This is a genomic window from Micromonospora sp. CCTCC AA 2012012, assembly GCF_040499845.1.
Taxonomy (GTDB): domain Bacteria; phylum Actinomycetota; class Actinomycetes; order Mycobacteriales; family Micromonosporaceae; genus Micromonospora; species Micromonospora mangrovi.
The window spans coordinates 2,491,645-2,510,913 of record NZ_CP159342.1 but is presented as its reverse complement, the minus strand read 5'-3'; the positions used below and the strand labels follow the sequence as shown (position 1 = coordinate 2,510,913).

Below are 19,269 nucleotides of genomic sequence, written 5' to 3'. Positions count from 1 at the left end.
CTCCCGTGCCTCGGCAACTCTCCGGCATTCTGCCGTGCCGCTGCGTGAGCATCGACGGCGGCCTCTGCCCAGGCCCGTGACCTGGCCGGACGACCGGTGCAGCGCGTACGGTACGCAGCATCTCCCGGCGCCGTGGCCGCGTCGCCGGACGCGTCACGCAGGAGGTCACCGTGCAGGACCGCACCCCTCGTCCGGAGGAGCTGGAACCCGTCGAACGGGCCGGCGTCGACGAGCTGCGGGCGCTGCAACTGGACCGGCTGCGCCGGTCGCTGCGGCACGCGTACGACAACGTGCCGCACTACCGGCAGGCCTTCGCCGCCGCCGGGGTGCACCCGGACGACTGTCGGGAGCTGGCCGACCTGGCCCGCTTCCCGTTCACCGGCAAGGCCGACCTGCGCGAGAACTACCCGTTCGGCATGCTCGCCGTGCCGCGGGAGCGGGTCGCCCGGCTGCACGCCTCGTCCGGCACCACCGGCCGGCCCACCGTGGTCGGCTACACCCGGAACGACCTGGACACCTGGGCGCGGCTGATGGCCCGGTCGATCCGTGCCGCCGGTGGTCGTCCGGGCGACCGGGTGCACGTGGCGTACGGCTACGGTCTCTTCACCGGCGGGCTCGGCGCGCACTACGGCGCCGAGGAGCTGGGCTGCACGGTCATCCCGGTCTCCGGTGGCATGACCGAACGGCAGGCGCTGCTGATCCGCGACTTCGAGCCGGACGTCGTCATGGTGACCCCGAGCTATCTGCTGGCCATCGTGGACGAGCTGGAACGCCAGGGCGTCGACCCGCGGCGCACCAGCCTGAAGGTGGGCATCTTCGGCGCCGAGCCGTGGACCGAGGACATGCGCCGCGAGATCGAGCAGCGCCTCGACATCCACGCGGTGGACATCTACGGCCTGTCGGAGCTGATGGGTCCCGGGGTGGCCGTCGAGTGCGTCGAGACCAAGGACGGTCCGCACCTGTGGGAGGACCACTTCTTCCCGGAGATCATCGACCCGGTCACCGGCGCGGTGCTGCCGGACGGCGAGCGGGGCGAGCTGGTGCTGACCTCGCTGACCCGGGAGGCGATGCCGGTGGTCCGCTACCGCACCCGGGACCTGACCCGGCTGCTGCCGGGCACCGCCCGCCCGATGCGCCGGATCGAGAAGATCACCGGCCGGACCGACGACATGATGATCGTACGGGGGGTGAACGTCTTCCCGACCCAGATCGAGGAGCTGATCCTGCGGCTGCCCGCGCTGTCGCCGCACTTCCAGTGCGTACTGGACCGGCAGGGCCGGCTGGACACCCTCACGGTCAACGTGGAGCGCCGCGCCGGGGTGGCCGCCGACGAGGCCGAGCGGGCCGGCGCGACGCTGGTGGAGCAGGTGAAGAACACCATCGGCGTCAGTGTCGCGGTGCGGGTGATCGAGCCGGACGGGGTGGAGCGGTCGATGGGCAAGATGCGCCGGATCGTCGACCAGCGGCGGGGCCGCTGACATGACGCAGCAGGGCGGCCGCAACGCGGCGTACGACATGTTCGACGCCGACGTGGCGTCGAAGGGCCTCGGCATCGAGCTGGTCTCGGCCGGCGACGGGGCGGCGGTGGCCCGGATGCGGGTCACCCCGGCGATGCTCAACGGCCACGCCATCGGGCACGGCGGGTTCGTCTTCCTGCTGGCCGACACCGCCTTCGCGCTGGCCTGCAACAGCCACGGCCCGGCGACGGTGGCCGCCGGCGGCGAGATCAGCTTCCTCCGCCCGGTACGCGAGGGTGACCTGCTGGAGGCCCGCGCCACCGAACGCACCCGCTACGGCCGCAGCGGCATCTACGACGTCACGGTGTGGCGGGACGACGAGGTGGTCGCCGAGTTCCGGGGCCGCAGCCGGACCCTGGCGTCCCGCGCCGACTGAACCGCTGCGGCCCGGCGGCCCCGGTCCGCGGCCGGTCTGCGGCACGATGTCCCGATGGGACAGATCGTGCTCTTCCACTCGGTCTACGGGCTGCGTCCCGCCGTGTGGGCCGCCGCCGACCGGCTGCGGGCCGCCGGCCACCAGGTGGTCACCCCCGACCTGTACGGGCTGCCGCCGGTCGACACCGTCGAGGAGGGTTTCTCCCTGCTCGCCGAGGTGGGCCGGGACGCCGTCCTCGACCGGGCCCGGACCGCGGTGCGGGACCTGCCGGCCGACACCGTCCTGGCCGGGTTCTCGCTCGGCGCCGGGGTGGCCGGGGCGCTGCTCGCCGAGCGGCCCGAGGCGGCGGCGCTGCTGCTCCTGCACGGCACCGGTGGCGCGCCGGAGGCGGTGCGGCCGGGGCTGCCGGTGCAGCTGCACCTCGCCGACCCCGACGAGTACGAGCCGCCGCACGAGGTCGACGAGTGGCAGCGGGCGATGTCCGGGGCCGGCGCCGAGCTGTCGGTGTTCCGCTATCCGGGGCCCGGTCACCTCTTCACCGATCCCGATCTGCCCGACCACGACCGGGCGTCCGCCGAGCTGGCCTGGGAACGGGTGCGGGCCTTCCTCGCCGGCCGCTGAGGTCCGGCCGGCCGTCCGGCGCACCCGGCGGGTCGTCGCCGACCTCGGGCCCGCCCGGCTCCCGGGTTCAGGCGGCGGCGCGCAGCAGGCCGGACCGGCGGTCGTCGGCGGCGGTGTGCCCGCCTCCCCACCGGTCGGTGGGGCCGCCGGCTGTTCGCGAGGTCGACCGGTGGGTGGACCCCGTCCCGGTGGTCACCGGCCGGAGGGCGTCCGCCGTCCGGTGTGGAGTGCCGTCACCTGACCCGGACCCGGACGCCGCCGGGAACCTGCCGGTGGCCGTGACCGGTCCCGACCGGGTGGCCCGGGTGGTGCCGGCGGCCGTCCCCGCGGGCCGGCGGAGCGGGTCGCCGGGAGCGGTCGGAGGCTGCCGCCCGGGTCGGTCGGCACGGGTGACAGGACGAATCCGGGTGCGGGCGGGGTGCGCGGGAGGTCGCCGGGGCCGACGACGCGGAGCGTGTCGTCGGAGCCGTCCGGTCGGCGGCTGTCGTCGTGGCCGGTGGCGGTACCTGTTCGTCCCGCACCGACCGGGCCGGTCAGTGAACGCGCCCGGATGCCGCCGCCGGGTACGGCGACGTGCCGCGCCGGCCGGCGGTGGTGGGTCGTCCGGCCGGTCGGTGTGGTGACCGTCGCCGGTCGCGCCGCACCCCGACCGACGGGTCCGGACACCGGCCCGCCCGGAACAGCCGAGCCGGTGGTGTCGACGCCGCGCGGCATCGGTCCCGTCGCCGGGCCGGGCCCGATCTCCCCGCCCGCGACGCCCGGACGGGTGTCGGTCGACGCGGATCGGCGGGCGTACTCGTCGCGCACCGCGCGGGGGAGCCGGTCGCGGGCCACCCGGGCCACCGTCGGCTCGGCGATCCGGTGACCACCGGCCGGGGTGGGCCGCAGCAGCCCCTCGGCGACCAGCCCGCGCAGGACCGCGCCGGCCCGGCCGGGAGCCCACCCGAGCAGCCGCTCGACCGTCGCGGCGGTGACGTCCCCGTCGAGGCTGGCGGCAGCCATCAGCACCGCCCGCGACACCCCGTCGAGCCGGTCCAACCGGGCGTCGACGGCCCGGCGTACCGGCTCGGGCACCGCGTCGGTCGGGCGGTGCCCGTCCCGGGCGGCGACGTACGCCGCCGCCACGCCGGGGTTCCCGCCGACCAGCGGCAGCAGCGTCGCGGCCAGCGCGGCGGGGCGACCGGCCCGCTCCAGCAGGTGGCGCAGCAGCCGTCCGGTGTCGACGGCCCGCAGCGGCGGCAGCGGCACCCGCCGGGACCGGCCGGCGGCGCCGGGCAGCACGTCCGCCCGACCCGGTCCGTGGGTGGCGACGACCGCCAGCGGCAACCGTCGCTCGCCGGCCGCCGCGAAGAGACCGTGCAGGAAGCGGTTCAGCGCGGGCGTCGCCCGGTCCAGGTCGTCCACCGCGACCACCACCGGCTGCGTGGCGGCCAGCTCCAGCAGGACCCGGCGCCACACCTGCGCGCCGAGCCGGGCGGCGGTGTCGTCGTCCGGGGCGGCGAGCAGGTTGGCCAGCGCCGACACCGCCGCCGCCCGCTGCGCCGGGACCAGCCCGTCCAGCGCCGCGGCGAGCCGCCCGCGGACGGTCGCGGCCGGGTCGGTGGCGCGCAGGCCGGCGAAACCGCGGACCATCTCCGCCAGCGGCGCCAGCTGCCCCTCCGGGTACGGCGGGCAGTGCGTGACGCACCAGCGGACCGGACTGCCGTCCACCGTCGGCACCGCCCGGACCAGTTCGTGCAGCAGGCGGCTGCGGCCGCTGCCGGCCGGCCCGACCAGCGACACCCAGCGGGGCAGCCGCTCGCGCACGGCCCGGAGGATCTCGTCGCCGGCGGTGGAGAGCTCGCGGCGGCGGCCGACCAGCGGGCCGTGGTGCCGGGCGGGGCGTGGCCGGGCCGCGCCGGTGACCCGCCAGACGTCCAGCGGCTGGGCCTTGCCGGTCAGCGTCATCGAGGCGAGGGGGCGCTGTTCCACCAGGCCGGCGGTGGCCCGGCGGGTGGCCGGGCAGACCACCACGGCGCCGGGCGGGGCGTACTCCTGGAGGCGGGCGGCGGTGGTGAGCACCGCGCCGCTGGCCGCGCCGTGCCCACCGTCGCGGATGCCGGCGACGTCCACCAGCGCCTCTCCGGTGGCGACGCCGACCCGCACCCGCAGCCGGGTGCCGGTGGGCATCCGCCGGTCGACGGCCCGCTGGATCTCCAGCCCCGCCCGCACCGCCCGGTACGCGTCGAAGCCGTCCGAGCCGCCCGCCCCGAACAGGGCCACCACCGCGTCGCCGATGTACTTCTCCACCACCCCGTTCCACCGGCGCAGCACCCCCGCCACCGCGCCGAAGTACGCCCGCTGCAACGCCCGGACGTCCTCGGGGTCGAGCCGCTCCACCAGTCCGGTGGAGCCGACGATGTCGGCGAAGAGCACGGTGACGGTGCGCCGCTCCTCCGGTACCGGCCAGTGGGCCGAGGTGACGAGTTCCGCCCCGGTGACGATCGTGGACATTGGCCCCGCCCCTTTCCCCCGTACGCCTGACGACCTCCGGAGACTTTCACCACCGGGTCGTCGGGGGATCGGTAGGACGACGTATGTCGAGCAGCCGCAACCTTTAGTCGCAAAGTCGACGCGAGGAGTACCACAGGGGCCCTGAGCCCGTAGAACACCCGGGGAACCTGTGATTAGGCTGCGTGCCATGGCCAGCGATGTGGACAGCACGCCGCTCGTCGGCCGCGCCGACCAGCTCACGAAGCTCCGTTCGGCGCTGCTGGACGACCTCGGGCCCGGGCACACCGCGGCGGTCTTCCTCACCGGCGAGAGCGGCGTGGGCAAGACCCGGCTGCTGCGGGAGGTCGCCGTCGAGCTGCGCGGCGCGGGCGCCCTGGTGCTCACCGGTTCCTGCCTCGACATCGGCGACGCCTCCCCGCTGCACCCGCTGCTGCAGGCGCTGCGCCGCTTCGACGCCGAGCTGACCGCCGCGCAGGCCCGCACCTCCTCGGCGGTCCGCGGTCTGTTGCAGGTGTTCACCGAGGGGACCCCCGGCCCGGACGGCGCGGGCGCGCTGCTGGAACGGGTCTCCCGCGGGCTGCACGTGATCGCCGGCGGGCGGCCCCTGGTGCTCGTCCTGGACGACCTGCAGTGGGTCGACCGGAGCACCCGCCAACTGCTGCTCTATCTCCTGGCGGGCCTGGGCGACCTGCACGTCTCCGTGCTGGCGGCGATCCGCGCCGAGTCGTTGCAGGGCGCCCACCCGCTGCGCCGGGTGCTCACCGAGCTGCGCCGGCTGCGGTCGGTCCAGGTGCTCGACCTGACGCCGCTGGACCGCGCCGGCACCGACCGGCTCGCCGCCGCGATCGTCGGCGCGCCGCTGTCGGCGGAGGCGGCGGACCAGGTGTGGCAGCGCAGCGGCGGCAACCCGTTCGTGGTGGAGGAGCTGGCCCGGGACCTGCGCGACGGGCGCGACGGCCTCTCCGACACGCTGCGGGAGATCTTCCTGGCCCGGGTGGACGCGCTGCCGGAGCACGCGCACGCCGTGGTGCACGCCGTCGCGGCCGGCGTCGAGCCGGTCGGGCACTGGCTGCTCGGGCAGGTGGTCCGGCTGCCCGAGGACGAGCTGATCGAGGCGGTCCGGGCGGCGGTGGCGCACCGCCTGCTGGTCGGCGCCGACGACGGTTACCGGCTGCGGCACCGGCTGGTCGCCGAGGTGCTCCCGTACGAGCTGCTGCCGGCCGAGCGCGCGGCCCTGCACCGGCGCTACGCCGAGGCGCTGACCACGGCCCCGGCGGAGCTGCACCAGGCCCGGCTGGCCCACCACTGGCGGTTGGCGGGGGAGCCGGCCCGGGCGCTGCCGGCCGCCATGGCCGCCGCGCGCGAGGCCGAGCGACTGCACGGGTACGCCGAGGCGCACCGGCACTGGTCGGCCGCGTTGCAGCTGGTCGCCGCGCCGACGGGCGGCCCGCCGGACGCCGACCGGCCCGACCGTGCGGTGGACCGTGCCGAGTTGCTGGAGCACGCCGCCGAGGCGGCACACCACTGCGGTGAGCACGCCCGGGCGCTGGCCCTGCTGGAGGAGCTGGCCGGGGACGCGGCCGGTCCGCCGCCCTGCGCCCTGCACATCCGGCGGGCCCGCTATCTCGCCGCCGCCGGCCGGTCAGCCCCCGCCGAGGCGGAGTACCGGCGCGCGCTGGAGGCCGCCGACTGCACGCCCCGGGAGCGGGCCACCGCCGCCGCGCACCTGGCCGAACTGCTGCTGCACCTCGGCCGGTACGCCGACGCCGGCCGGCGTGCCCGGGAGGCGCTGGAGCTGGCCGCCGAGGTCGAGGGCTCCACCTCGGAGGTGGTGCTGGCCAGCGCCGCGCTCGGGTTCAGCGAGGCGTACCTGGAGGATCCGGAGGCCGGGCTGGCGGTGATGCGGCAGGCCCTGGAGACCGCCGAGCGCTCCGGCCGGCCGGAGGACGTGGCGTGCGCGTACCTGCACCTGGCGGAGCTGCTGACCGGGCCGCTGAACATCCTGGAGGAGGGGGTGGTGGTCGCCCGCCGGGGCGCGGAGCGGGTCGCCGAGCTGGGGCTGGGCCGCACCTGGGAGACCCGGCTGCTGGCGATCGCCACCAACGGGCTGTTCCGGGTGGGGCAGTGGGCCGAGGCGGAGAAGGTGGTCGCGGCGGCGCTGCGGCACCGCCCGTCCGGGGCGGACGCGGTGGAGCTGCTGCTGGCCCGCTGCCGGCTCTCCGTCGGGTACGGCGACATCGAGGCCTCCGACCGGGACCTGGAGGCGGTGGCCACGATGCTGGCCGGCGGGGGTGCCCGGCACGTGCTGCCGATGCTGATCCTGCGGGCCGGCCTGGCCATGTGGGAGGGGCGGCACGACGTGGCCCGGCAGGCCGTCCAGCGGGGGCTTACCGAGAGCCGCTCCGACGACGTCATCGTGCTGGCCACCCTGGCCTGGCACGGGCTGCGCGCCGAGGCGGAGGCGCACGCCAGCCGCACCGTCGCCGTGGACGAGCAGGCGGTACGCCGACTGCGCGAGGTGGTCGACCGGGTGCGCCGCAAGAGTGAGCACGCGGCCCGGCCGGTGCGGTACATCGTGGACGGCTTCCTGGTGCTCTGCGAGGCCGAGGTGAGCCGGCTCGACGGTCGGGGTGACCCGGAGCTGTGGGCCCGTTCGGCGGCGGAGTGGGACCGGCGTCAGCACCCGTACCCGGCGGCGTACTCGCGGCTGCGGCAGGCCGAGGCGCTGCTGGCCCGGCGCAGCCGGGTGGCGACGGCGGGAAAGCTGCTGCGGCAGGCGCACGAGATGGCGCAGGGGCTGGGCGCGGCGCCCCTGAGCAGCGAGATCCGTACCCTGGCGGGCCGGGCCCGGGTGGCGTTGCAGGAGCGGCCGGGCGACCCGGCGCCGGTGCGGACGCGGGCCGCGGCGGCGGTGGTGGAGCCGACCGTCGACGAGCTGGCCGTGCTCACCGCCCGGGAACGGGAGGTGCTCGCCGCGGTGGCCGAGGGGCTGACCAACAAGGAGATCGGTCAGCGGCTGTTCATCAGCGAACGGACCATCGGCGTGCACGTGTCGCACATCTTCGACAAGCTCCAGGTCCGCACCCGGGTGCAGGCCAGCGCGATCTTCCTGCGCAACCGGCCGGACTAGACGTACGTCGGACGGTTCCGAATACGTCGTTCTACTGATCCGGCGGCCGGTGGCTGGATGGCAGGCTCTCCTGCGTCACCGGTGGTGTGCCGTCCACCCCGGACACAGTGGAGGAGCGATGACCGAACCTGTCTGGGGTCCCGTGCACCAGGACATCGTCGGGCTGCTCGCCGACCACCCGGCGGACGTGCCGGCGGTGGTGGACCACCTCACCAAGCTCCAGGACCTGCTGGTCCGGATCCCTCCGCTGGAGGCGAGCTGTCCCCTCGCGGACTTCAACAAGCTCTATCTGGTCATCACCAGCACCGTCCTGGACGGCCTGTACGACGACCGGTTCGCCGACCCGGTCTTCCTGGCCCGGCTCGACGTGGAGTTCGCCGCCCGCTACTTCGACGCGATGCGGTTCTGGACCGAGTCGAGCCCGAGCACCCCGAAGGCGTGGTCCTGCCTCTTCCACCGGCTGCGTGGCCCGGACGCCCGGCCGCTGCCCTCGGCCGCCGCCGGGGTCAACGCGCACATCAACTTCGACCTGCCGTTCGCGCTGGTCACCACGTTCGACAGCCTGGAGTCCGAGCCGGTCGACGACAGCGACCAGCACCGCGACTACCTGGAGATCAACAAGATCTTCGCCGAGCGGATCCCCGAGCTGCGCCGGGGCTACCTGGATCACTGGCAGCTCATGATCGACATGGTGAACGGCGACATCGACGACTGGTACCAGGGCGAACTGGTCGAGTACACCCGGAACGTGGCCTGGCGCAACGCGCAGAAGATCTGGCGCTGCCGGCACGACCCGGAGGCCCGCGAGTGTGAGCGGACGCGGCTGGACGAGAACGCCGCGCGGCTCGGTCGGCTGCTGCTCTCGCCCCTCGGGGCCTTCCTGCAGTAGCCGGGACGGGGGGTCCCCGCGTTCCGCCGACCCGGCGGGACGCGGGGACGTCGTCGTCCGGCACCTCCGGCCCGACCGGCCCGACCGGTCGGAGCGCCTCAGCGGTGTGTCGGCCGGCCCCCACCGGGTACGCCCCGGCATGGCGAGCAGCGCTGCGGGCCGGGTGCCGGCCCACCCGTCGGGCCGGTTCGGCTTCCGCTTCGACCCGCCGTTCCGGCTGCCGCTGGCGCTGCTCGGGGTCCGACCGGAGACGACCGGGGTCGAGTTGGACGCCGACACGCTGACCATCCGGTTCGGCCCGTGGCGGCTGCGCACCGCACGCGACAACCTCATCGGGGCGCAGGCCGGTGGACCGTACCGCTGGTGGCGTGCGGTCGGTCCGCACCTCTCCCTGGCCGACGGCGGGGTCACCTTCGGCACCGGCACCACGGCCGGCGTCTGCCTGCGCTTCGCCGACCCGGTGCCCGCCCTGGCCCCCGGGCGGTGGCTGCGCCACCCCGCGGCCACGGTGACCGTCGCCGACCCGGACGGTCTGCTCCGGGCGCTGCGCCTCCCGCCGGCCGGCTGACCCCGGTCGCGGCCCGCGGAGTTACGCTCCCCACGCGCTCCGATGATCTTTCCGGCTTGACCGGTTCCGACGGGCGACGCCGTGGGTACCGCCTACGGTCGGGGCAGAACCGGAAGGATGCAGATGGCGGACGGGCAGGACGGGACACCACCGCGACGGACCCAGGGGCGGCGCAACCACGCCCCGTCCGGTCCCGGTCGGGCACTGCGGGCGGCGCGGGACCCGGAACGGGCCGGGCGCTCCCGGGGCGGCCCGGCCGGCGTCCCCGAGTGCGTGGAGAGCCCGGTCCGGCCGCCCGAGCCCGCCAGCGGGCTGACCCGGTGGCTGTTCCAGCACCGGGTGCAGCCGGTCGGCCCGGAGACCCGCGAGACCGAGGCCAGGTCCCACCCCTGGTGGCAGGTGATGTGCCTGACCGGGGTGGACTACTTCTCCACGCTGTCCTACCTGCCGGCCATCGCGGCGGTCGCGGCCGGGGCACTCTCGCCGCTGGCCACCCTGCTCATCGTGGCGCTGACGCTCTTCGGCATGCTGCCCATGTACCGGCGGGTGGCCCGGGAGAGCCCGCACGGGCAGGGCTCGGTGGCGATGCTGGAGCGGCTGCTGCCGTTCTGGCGCGGCAAGCTCTTCGTGCTGGTCCTGCTCGGCTTCGTGGCCACCTCGTGGATCATCACGATCACCCTCTCCGCCGCCGACGCCACCGTCCACCTGCTGGAGAACCCCTACCTGCCGTCCTCGTTCCCGCACGGCACCACGGCGGCGGTGGTCGTGACGGTGGTGCTGCTGCTCATCCTCGGTGGCGTCTTCCTGCTGGGGTTCAGCGAGGCGGTCCAGGTCGCCATCCCGCTGGTGGTGGTCTTCCTCCTGCTCAACGCGGTCATCGTGGTCGTCGGGCTGGCCGAGATCGCCGCCGACCCGGGCGTGCTGGCGGACTGGACGTCCCGGCTGACCGCGTCGGGGACGGGCTTCACCGACCTGGCCGGTCCGGCCGTGCTGGCGTTCCCGCTGCTGGTCCTGGGGCTCTCCGGCTTCGAGACCGGGGTGAGCATGATGCCGCTGGTCAAGGGGGAGGGCGCCGACCCGCAGGCCCGGCTGGACGCCCGGATCCGCAACACCCGCCGGCTGCTGACCGCCGCCGCGCTGATCATGTCGGTGTACCTGATCGCCACGACCTTCGTCACCACCGTGCTGATCCCGCCGAAGGAGTTCGCGCCGGGCGGCGCGGCCAGCGGGCGGGCGTTGGCCTGGCTGGCGCACGAGCACCTGGGCGAGGCGTTCGGCACCGTCTACGACATCAGCAGCGTGCTGATCCTCTGGTTCGCCGGTGCCTCGGCGATGGCCGGCCTGATCAACATCGTGCCCCGCTACCTGCCGTCGTACGGCATGGCGCCGGAGTGGGGCCGGGCGGTCCGCCCGGTGGTCCTCGTCTACACGGTGATCAGCATCGCCATCACCGTGGCCTTCCGCGCCGACGTCAACGCCCAGGCCGGCGCGTACGCCACCGGGATCCTGGCGATGATGGTCTCCGGGGCGATCGCGGTGACCATCGCGGCGTACCGGGCCCAGCACGTGTTCGCCGGGATCGGCTTCACGGTGCTGACCGCCGTGCTGCTCTACGCCCTCGCCGAGAACGTGATCGAGAAGCCGGACGGCATCGCCATCTCCGCGCTCTTCATCGCCGGCATCATCGCCGTCTCGCTGATCTCCCGGGTCACCCGGACCACCGAGCTGCGGGCCGAGCGGATCGAGTTCGACGAGGCGGCCCGGCGCTTCATCGCCGACTCGCTGGCCCACGACGGCCGGCTGCACCTGATCGCCAACAAGCGGCAGAGCGGCTCGGTCAAGGAGTACCGGGTCAAGGAGCGGGCGCAGCGGGGGATGAACCCGGTGCCGGGCGCCGCCGACGTGCTCTTCCTGGAGATCGACGTGACGGACCCGTCGCAGTTCAGCCAGGTGCTGCGGGTGCACGGCGTGGAGGTGGGCGGCTACCGCATCCTGCGGGCCAGCAGCCCGGCCGCCCCGAACGCCATCGCCGCGATCCTGCTCGCCCTCCGCGACGCCACCGGGGTACGCCCGCACGCCCACTTCGAGTGGTCCGAGGGCAACCCGATCGCCCACCTGCTGCGCTATCTGATCCTCGGCCGGGGCGACACCCCGCCGGTGGTCCGCGAGATCATCCGCAAGTCCGAGCCCGACCCCTCCCGCCGCCCCGGCATCCACGTCGGCGGCTGACGGTCCCCCTCGCTGTCCGCCGACCGCCATGATCGTGCTCGATCCCGGATCGAGTGGCCTCGGACGCCCTCCGACCCCACTACTTCCTGGATCGAGCACGATCGTGCGGCCCGTGGGCCGTTCCCTGTAACCCAGCCTCCTAGGACGGCCTGCAGGTGGTGAGGGGGGTCGCGAGGACAGCAGAAGGCCCGCGCCGCGGGGGAGCGGGGCGCGGGCCGGGCGGAGCAGAACCGGTCCTACTTCGAGGGCTCCGGGAGCTTGCAGTCGATCTTCGGGTTGGCGCCGATGTAGTTCAGCGGTCCGGCGACGATCGTGACCAGAATCGTGCCGGCCTCGGCGCAGTTGGTCTGGTCGTTGCCGTAGTAGCCCCGCTGGCCGGCGGCGATGGCGCCGATGATCAGCCAGATGACGACGATGACGCCGAGAATCGAGGTGCCGCGCATGATGTGCCTCCGGGGGTCGTGGTGGATCGAGGTGGAGGCCATGTACCCAATCGCGATGAACGGCTAACGATGATCGGTACCGGTCAGTCGGACCCTTCCCGGCACGACTGGCTCAGTGCGGCGGGGACGGGTCCTCCGGCGGCCGGCCCCGGCTGCGCAGATGATCCGCGACCGCCACGCCCGCCAGCACCAGCATCGTCCCGAGCGCCGCGAACAGCGGCGGCAGGAAGAGTGCGCCGGGAGCGATGGTGAGCAGGGCCAGCAGGCCGCCGGGGCGGGACACCGAGACCCGGCTGAACACCTCGTACTCGAAGCAGCACCGGCCGACCAGGAAGAGTGCCGGCCCACCCAGGATGACCGCCGCCCAGGCCGGCGGGGTCCGCCCGGCCGGCTCGTGCAGCACCAGGTCGAAGCCGGCGGCGGTGGTGACCACCCCGGCCACCATCAGCAGATGGGTGTACGGGGCGGTGAGCAGGAACCGGCTCGGCTGCCGCGACCGGGAGATGGCGTGCGGCAGCAGCTCCCCGGACTTGTGCACGTAGATGCGCCACAGCAGCAGGGTGCTGACGAACGCGGTGGCGAAGGCGACGATGTTCTCCAGCTCCGAGTGGCTGAGGCTGAACATGGTGCCGGTGACCAGGATGGCGTCGCCCAGGGCGATGATGAAGAACTGCTGGTAGCGCTCGGAGAGGTGCTCGGCGGTCACGTCCCGCTGCTGCGCCGGCACCACGCCGAGGCCGGGCACCGGATAGGCGAGCCGGAAGCCGAGGTAGTCGATGGCCAGCGCCGACGCCCAGAGCCACTCCCGGGCGGAACCGTGCACGACCCCGCCGACCAGCCAGGGCACCGCCGAGACCGCGAACCAGGCGAAGACCCGCGCCGCGCGCCGCTGGGCCTGCGGGTGGTGGCGCACCGTCGGGATGAGGAACAGGCCACGCCCCAGGTGGATCGCCACGTACGTGCCGGCGAAGACCAGCCCCCGGTTGCCGAACGCCTCCGGGATGGCGGTGGTCATCAGCAGCGCGCCGAACATCACCAGGGCGATCAGCAGCTTGATCTCGGGGCGCTGCGGGTCGTACATGTCGGTGACCACGGTGGTGATCGCCCAGGTCCACCAGATCGCCATCAGCATGAGCAGCGACTGGAAGGCCCGGTCCCAGGTCACCTCGGTGACCAGCCCCCGGGAGATGAGGGCGAGCGCGACCACGTAGACCAGGTCGAAGAAGAGCTCGAGCAGGGTCACCCGCCGGGGTGACTCCGGGTCACGCACGGGTGGCCGACCGGCGGGCGGCTCCGGCGTTGCGAAGGGCACGAGCTGCTCCTGCGGTGGCGGATCGACGCGGCGGGCCCGTGCGGCCCCTCACCGACGGTAGCGATCACCGTCGGGCCTCGTGTCCGGTTCCGGACTATAAGTCCAAATCCCCGCCGCCGGTCCGCCGCGTGCGCCCGCTGGGGGCACGATCACGCTCGATCCAGGAAGTAGTGGCCTCCCCGCATTCGGGAGGCCACTACGTCACTGATCGAGCATGATCGTGCGAGTCGGTGCCGCCACGTCGTGGCGGCACCGACTCAGGCGTCCTCGCTGACCCCGGCCGGGAGGATCTGGTCGGCCTCGGCGCGGGCGCCGGCGAGCACCCGGGCCTGCTGCGGCCAGGTGGCGAGGCTGGCGGCGGCGCGCAGGCCGGCGGCGCGGACGGTCTCCCGCAGCGCCCCCTCGTCCAGGTCGCCGAGCTGGCGGTACGTGCGGATGCCGGCGGCCTGGAGCGCGGCGGCCAGCTTCGGCCCGATGCCCTGGATGCGCCGGAAGTCGTCGGCGGCCTCGCTGCCGTTCACGGTGACCGCGCCGTTGGGCGCGGCGGGAGCGGTGGGCTCCGGCGCGACCGGCGTGAGGGTGTCCTCCACGGCGGCCCGGGGTGCCGGGACGACGGCCGGCGTGCCGGTCTCCTCGACCTCCGACGCGGCCGCCACGACCGGCTCCTCGACGTGGAGGGGCTCGGCGGCGGCCGGCTCGGCGGCGTGGACCGGCTCGGCGGCGACGGGCTCCTCGACGTGGACGGGCGCGGCCGGCTCCTCGACGTGGACCGGTTCGGCGGCGGCCGGCTCGGCGGCGTGAACGGGCTCGGCGGCGACCGGCTGGTCGACGTGGACGGGCTCGGCGGCGACGGGCTCCTCGGCGTGGACGGGCTCGGCGGCGACGGGCTCGGCGGCGTGGACCGGCTCGGCGGCGGCCGGCTCGTCGGCGGTGGGGAGCGGGGTGGCGTTGGCGGCGAGGGTGGCGGCGGCCGGGGGAGCGTCGTACCCGACGGGGGTCGACTCGTCGGTGACGGCGGCCGGCGCGGGCGTCTCGTCCACGACGGCGACCGGGTGCGCCTGGTCGACGACGGCGGTGGCCGGCGTGGGCAGGTCCTCGACGCCGGCGACGGGGTCACCCTCCACGATGGGCTCGGGGCGGGCGGCCGGCCGGCGGGAGGCCAGCAGCCACCCGCCCAGCAGACCCACCAGCAGGGCCAGGATCACGATCAGCCATTGTCCGAAAGTCGACGGCACGGCAAACCTCCCTTGTATGTACGTGAACAGAAGTCGCGAGAAAACTCGCCGCAGCTTGCCACACGTACGCCGGGGACGACAGGGAGGTCGGCAGCTCGCGCCGCTGCTGGGACGGGCCGGTGCCGGGGGGTGGTGGTGGGATGACCGAGCGTGCGACGACGGCGGGCGGCCGGGTGTCCGTACCGGACGAAGGGGGCGTCCCGGGCCCGGTGCCGCCGGGGCCCGGGACGCCGGTCGGGTTGCCGGCCGCCGCCGTCAGCGGATCGCGCCGGGCGAGGACACGTTCGCCGCGTCCCACGTGTAGAAGCAGCCGGCGACGGCGTCCCGGGGGGAGTGCCAGGTCGGCAGGTACGGCGAGGTGTGCGCCGAGAGGCGTTCGTTGACCTGGCGGTACAGCGGGTGGTTGCGTGCCCCGGCCACCGCGTCGGGGTCGACGTCCGTGGTCTCCATCAGGTGGACGCACAGGTCGTGCAGGCAGTACAGCGACCGGTGCCGGATGCCGGTCAGACCGGGCAGCTCGGTGGCGTCGGACTCGGCGAAGATCTGCGCCACCCGCCCCTCCGCGCCTGGCACGATCCGGCTGACGATCAACAGACGACTCATCGGGACCCCTCTCGCCGGTGGTGCCGCGGGACCCACCGAGGGGTGTCGGACACCGTGTGGGACCACGATGCGGGCGGCGCTGTCATCTCCCCGTCACGCCTGCGGTCGGGCCCGTGACGCCGCCGGAGGCGTCTGCGCCGGCCGTCGGGGGGCCGCGGTCGGTCGGGTGGCGTGCCGGATCGGGGCGAGGGTCTCGTCGAGCAGCGCGCACATCGCCGGGGAGGGCTCCAGGCGTAGCTCCCGCAGCAGCAGGTCCCGATAGACGTAGAAGGCGTGCACGGCCTCGAAGGCGTTGCCCTCGGCGAGGTGGATCCGCACCACCAGCCGGTGCGGGGTCTCGCGCAGCGGTTCGGCGGCCATCGCCTCCAGCGCCGCCTCCAGGGCCTCCCCGTGCCGGCCGGCGGCGAGGTGGTTGCCGGCGAGCTGTTCCAGCATGTGCAGCCGCAGCTGCCGCAGCCGTTCGCGTTCCAGCAGCACCCAGTCGTCGTACCAGCCGGGGAGGAGGTCGTGGCGGCCGGCGGCGAGGGCGACACCGGCGGTGTCGGGGACGTCTCCGGTGCGCACCCGGGCGGCGGTGTGCACCAGCTCGTCGACGTCGACCGTGACGCGGGGGCCCAGCCGTACGGTGTCGCCGTCGGTGACCAGCGGGCAGTACGGGTCCTGGCGCAGCCGCCACAGCGCGGTCCGCAGCGACGACAGCGCCCGGTCCTCGGAGGTCTCGGGCCAGAGCAGGCCGGCCAGGTGGCTGCGGGTGGCGCCCGGCCGCAGGCCGATCAGCGCGATGACGCGTTGCAGTCCCCGGGGCACCACCACCGGGGTCTCGTCGTGCGTCAGCCGGAAACCGCCCAGCAGGTGCAGCGACACCTGCGGTGCGGACGGCCGCCCCGCCGTCGGTGTCCTCGAATGACCGGTCACGGGCGCACCCCCTGCGCCGGAACCCTCGTCCCGACTGTCCCTCGTTGCCCGGCGCGACTGCCCGTGACGCCAGTGTCTCCGGTCGTTCCGCCGCGGTGCCGTCGTCCGGCCCGGCCACCGGGCTCAGTGGGCCGAGATTATCAATCCCGGTTACGCTCAGTCAACGGCCGCGTCGACATTGTGACCTTCCGCAGTGCTCACCGATCAGCGCGCTGAACTGCGAGAAAGTGTCGACAAGCGACGGTCGCGGACAGGTGCCGCATAGCTGCGGCACAGGTTGCGTCAACACACCGTCACCAGATTCCGGTCGGGTTCGGCGGTCCCGGGTGACGCCCCGGTGACGCCCGCGCGAGCACCGTGTGCCCAGTCGTCCGGCCGGACCGGGTGCACACCGCCGTCACAGGGGAGGCTCGTTCATGGACCGTTCGCTCATCGTCGCGAAGGTGGTGCCGACCGCCGAGGACCAGGTGGCCGAGATCTTCGCCGAGTCCGACGCGACGGAACTGCCGCGCCTCGCCGGCGTCCGGCACCGCTCGCTCTACCGGCTCGGGGATCTGTACGTCCACCTGTTGGAGACGGAGCTGCCGGGGGAGGGCGCGGTGGAGAACGTCCGCCGGCATCCCGAGTTCGAGCGGGTCAGCGCGCGGCTGCGGCCGTACATCACGCCGTACCTGCCGGAGTGGCGCTCCCCGCGGGACGCGATGGCGCACTGCTTCTACCGCTTCGACGCGCCCGGGCGGCGGTCGTGACCACCACCGCGCCCCGCGAGGAGCAACTCTGGTCGCGGTGCGCCGGCTGCGCGTCGCTGCTGTACCGCAAGCGCCTGCGGCGCAACCTGGACGTCTGCCCCGAGTGCGGCTCGCACGCCCGGCTCGACGCGCCGGAACGGGTGGCGCAGCTGGTCGACCCGGACTCGTTCACCGCCCTGCCGGACCATCCGGTCGAGGTGGACCCGATCGGCTTCGTGGACGCCCTGCCGTACCCGCGGCGGCTCACCGCGGCGCGGGCGGCGACCGGTCTGGCGGAGGCGGTGCTCTGCGGCACCGCCCGGATCGGCGGGCACCCGGTCGCGCTGGCGGTGATGGACTTCCGCTTCCTCGGCGGCAGCCTCGGCTCGGTGGTCGGTGAGCTGATCACCCGTACCGCGGAGCGGGCCCTCGCCGAGGAGATCCCGCTGGTGCTGGTCACCGCCTCCGGCGGCGCCCGGATGCAGGAGGGGGCGCTGTCGCTGATGCAGATGGCCACGGTGAGCCAGGCCGTCGCCGGGCTGCGCGAGGCGGGCCTGCTCACGGTCAGCGTGATCACCGACCCGACGTACGGCGGGGTGGCCGCGTCCTTCGCCACCAACACCGACGTGGTGCTCGCCGAGAGCGGCGCCCGGCTGGGCTTCGCCGGCCCCCGGGTGATCCGGCAGGTCACCGGCGCCACGTTGCCGGAGGGCTTCCAGACCGCCGAGTTCCTGCTGCGGCACGGGCAGGTCGACCTGGTGGTGCCCCGGCACGCCCTGCGCGGCCGGTTGACGGCGCTGCTGGCCGCCGCCGGGGCCGGTCGTCCGGTGGCCCGGCGGGCACCCGTACCCCGGCAGGAGCCGCCACCGCGGCCGGAGCCGCCGCGCGCCACGCCGCCCGCGGCGCAGGCCGCGCCCGACCGGGACGCCTGGCAGACGGTACGCACGGCCCGGCACCCGGGCCGGCCGACCACCCTGGACTACCTGGACACCGCCTTCGACGGCTTCGTGGAGCTGCACGGCGACCGGCTGGGCGCGGACTGCCCGGCGGTGGTCGGCGGCGTGGCCCGCCTCGACGGCCGGCCGGTCATGGTGATCGGCCACCAGAAGGGGCACACCACCGCCGAGCTGGTGGCCCGCAACTTCGGCATGGCCAGTCCGGCCGGGCACCGCAAGGCGCTGCGGCTGATGCGGCTGGCCGCCCGGCTGGGCCTGCCGGTGGTGACCCTGGTGGACACGCCGGGGGCGGACCCGGGGGTGGACGCCGAGGAGCAGGGGCAGGCGGCGGCCATCGCGGAGAACATCCTCGCGCTGAGCGTGCTGCCCACGCCGGTCGTCGCGGTGGTCACCGGCGAGGGCGGCAGCGGCGGCGCGCTGGCCATGGCCGTCGCCGACCGGGTGCTGATGCTGGAGCACGCCGTCTATTCGGTGATCAGCCCGGAGGGGTGCGCGGCGATCCTCTGGCCGGACAGCTCGGCCGCGCCGCAGGCGGCCCGCGCGTTGCGGCTCACCGCGCCGGACCTGTGCCGGCTGGGGGTGGTCGACGAGGTGGTGCCGGAACCGGCGCCCGCCGCGCACCACGACCCGTCGACCGCGGCCGACCTGCTGCGCGCCGCGCTGAGCGCGAACCTGGCTCCGCTGCTGGACGTGCCGCCGGCCACCCTGGTCCGCCGTCGCCGGCAACGGTTCCGCCGCTACGGTGCGGCCCGACCGGCTCAGGTGGTCTCCCGATGAGCGCCGCGCAGGGGCCCGAAGCGGTTCTGGAGGGGCTGCGCCGGCAGGCCCGCAAGCTGGTCGACGAGCTGGCCGGCCCGGTCCGCCGGGTCCGGTTGCGCAGTGGCGAGACCGTCCTGGAGGTGGAGTGGCACGGTCCGGAGCAGACCGCTCCCGCCCCGGCGCCGCTGACCGACCCGGAGCCGGTGGCGGTCGAGGAGCCGACCGTCGAGGCGGACCGGCTGGCGGTGCGGTCGCCGGTGGTCGGCACCTTCTACCGCTGCCCGGAGCCGGGCGCGACGCCGTTCGTCGCCGTCGGTGACCTGGTCCGCGCCGGTCAGGTGATCGGCATCGTCGAGGCGATGAAGCTGATGAACGAGGTGATCGCCGACCGGGCCGGCCGGGTGCTGGAGATCCTGGTCGAGGACGGCAAGCCCGTCGAGTACGACCAGCCGCTGCTGGCCCTGGCGCCGGCCACCGACGGCGGGCGGTGAGCCG

At 75.0% G+C, this 19,269-nt stretch carries 17 protein-coding genes; 10 read left to right on the top strand and 7 right to left on the bottom strand.

The features are described 5' to 3' along the window. Positions 1-170: 170 nt before the first annotated feature. From paaK to ABUL08_RS11200, 3 genes are read left to right on the top strand one after another with little or no spacing between them, the layout of a single operon-like run. Positions 171-1,478, top strand: a complete 1,308-nt coding sequence (paaK, locus tag ABUL08_RS11210; protein WP_350937183.1) for a phenylacetate--CoA ligase PaaK — start codon at positions 171-173, stop codon at positions 1,476-1,478. 1 nt (position 1,479) lies between these two features. Then, complete coding sequence (gene paaI, locus ABUL08_RS11205; protein ID WP_350937181.1) at positions 1,480-1,893, top strand: hydroxyphenylacetyl-CoA thioesterase PaaI; 414 nt, start codon at positions 1,480-1,482, stop codon at positions 1,891-1,893. Between the two features lie 54 nt (positions 1,894-1,947). After that, positions 1,948-2,514, top strand: a complete 567-nt coding sequence (locus tag ABUL08_RS11200; protein ID WP_350937179.1) for a dienelactone hydrolase family protein — start codon at positions 1,948-1,950, stop codon at positions 2,512-2,514. 67 nt (positions 2,515-2,581) lie between these two features. On the opposite strand, the gene ABUL08_RS11195 is transcribed toward ABUL08_RS11200, so the two are convergent. Beyond that, positions 2,582-2,710 carry a hypothetical protein gene (locus ABUL08_RS11195; RefSeq protein WP_350937177.1) on the bottom strand — a complete coding sequence of 43 codons (129 nt, stop codon included), beginning with the start codon at positions 2,708-2,710 and terminating at the stop codon, positions 2,582-2,584. After that, positions 2,707-5,007 carry an adenylate/guanylate cyclase domain-containing protein gene (locus ABUL08_RS11190; RefSeq protein WP_350937175.1) on the bottom strand — a complete coding sequence of 767 codons (2,301 nt, stop codon included), beginning with the start codon at positions 5,005-5,007 and terminating at the stop codon, positions 2,707-2,709. The genes ABUL08_RS11195 and ABUL08_RS11190 overlap by 4 nt, the downstream gene beginning before the upstream one ends. A 187-nt stretch (positions 5,008-5,194) precedes the next feature. Here ABUL08_RS11190 and ABUL08_RS11185 point away from each other — a divergent pair, with 187 nt between their 5' ends. The 4 genes from ABUL08_RS11185 to ABUL08_RS11170 all read left to right on the top strand — a co-directional run bounded on the left by ABUL08_RS11185 (position 5,195) and on the right by ABUL08_RS11170 (position 11,823). Next, the gene (locus tag ABUL08_RS11185; RefSeq protein ID WP_350937172.1) at positions 5,195-8,137 is read left to right on the top strand and encodes a helix-turn-helix transcriptional regulator; all 2,943 of its coding nucleotides are present in this window, start codon (positions 5,195-5,197) and stop codon (positions 8,135-8,137) included. Positions 8,138-8,255: 118 nt separating this feature from the next. After that, positions 8,256-9,026, top strand: a complete 771-nt coding sequence (locus ABUL08_RS11180) for a DUF5995 family protein (protein WP_350937170.1) — start codon at positions 8,256-8,258, stop codon at positions 9,024-9,026. Positions 9,027-9,165: 139 nt separating this feature from the next. Further along, on the top strand, positions 9,166-9,594 hold the full coding sequence (locus ABUL08_RS11175; protein ID WP_350937168.1) for a hypothetical protein: 429 nt from the start codon (positions 9,166-9,168) through the stop codon (positions 9,592-9,594). Between the two features lie 123 nt (positions 9,595-9,717). Beyond that, positions 9,718-11,823, top strand: a complete 2,106-nt coding sequence (locus tag ABUL08_RS11170) for an APC family permease (RefSeq protein WP_350937166.1) — start codon at positions 9,718-9,720, stop codon at positions 11,821-11,823. Positions 11,824-12,059: 236 nt separating this feature from the next. Here the strand turns inward: ABUL08_RS11170 and ABUL08_RS11165 are convergent, their stop codons facing one another. The 5 genes from ABUL08_RS11165 to ABUL08_RS11145 form a co-directional block, all read right to left on the bottom strand. Beyond that, positions 12,060-12,266 (bottom strand): hypothetical protein, encoded by a 207-nt coding sequence (locus ABUL08_RS11165; RefSeq protein WP_350937163.1) that lies wholly within the window; start codon positions 12,264-12,266, stop codon positions 12,060-12,062. A 112-nt stretch (positions 12,267-12,378) separates the two neighbouring features. Further along, complete coding sequence (locus ABUL08_RS11160; protein ID WP_350937162.1) at positions 12,379-13,578, bottom strand: low temperature requirement protein A; 1,200 nt, start codon at positions 13,576-13,578, stop codon at positions 12,379-12,381. 257 nt (positions 13,579-13,835) lie between these two features. Further along, on the bottom strand, positions 13,836-14,813 hold the full coding sequence (locus ABUL08_RS11155; protein WP_350937161.1) for a hypothetical protein: 978 nt from the start codon (positions 14,811-14,813) through the stop codon (positions 13,836-13,838). A gap of 255 nt (positions 14,814-15,068) precedes the next feature. Further along, on the bottom strand, positions 15,069-15,416 hold the full coding sequence (locus ABUL08_RS11150; protein WP_350937159.1) for a TcmI family type II polyketide cyclase: 348 nt from the start codon (positions 15,414-15,416) through the stop codon (positions 15,069-15,071). A 93-nt stretch (positions 15,417-15,509) separates the two neighbouring features. Then, complete coding sequence (locus ABUL08_RS11145) at positions 15,510-16,331, bottom strand: AfsR/SARP family transcriptional regulator (protein ID WP_350937157.1); 822 nt, start codon at positions 16,329-16,331, stop codon at positions 15,510-15,512. 416 nt (positions 16,332-16,747) lie between these two features. Here ABUL08_RS11145 and ABUL08_RS11140 point away from each other — a divergent pair, with 416 nt between their 5' ends. Genes ABUL08_RS11140 through accB form a run of 3 tightly spaced genes read left to right on the top strand, consistent with a single transcriptional unit; the run spans position 16,748 to position 19,265 of the window. Continuing rightward, entirely contained in the window at positions 16,748-17,080 is a 333-nt protein-coding gene (locus ABUL08_RS11140) for a TcmI family type II polyketide cyclase (protein WP_350937156.1), read from the top strand. Then, a complete protein-coding gene (locus tag ABUL08_RS11135) occupies positions 17,077-18,792 on the top strand; it encodes an acetyl-CoA carboxylase carboxyltransferase subunit alpha (RefSeq protein WP_350937154.1) in 1,716 nt (571 codons plus the stop codon). Before ABUL08_RS11140 ends, ABUL08_RS11135 begins: the two co-directional genes overlap by 4 nt. Then, entirely contained in the window at positions 18,789-19,265 is a 477-nt protein-coding gene (gene accB / locus ABUL08_RS11130) for an acetyl-CoA carboxylase biotin carboxyl carrier protein (protein ID WP_350937151.1), read from the top strand. Before ABUL08_RS11135 ends, accB begins: the two co-directional genes overlap by 4 nt. Positions 19,266-19,269: the final 4 nt, after the last annotated feature.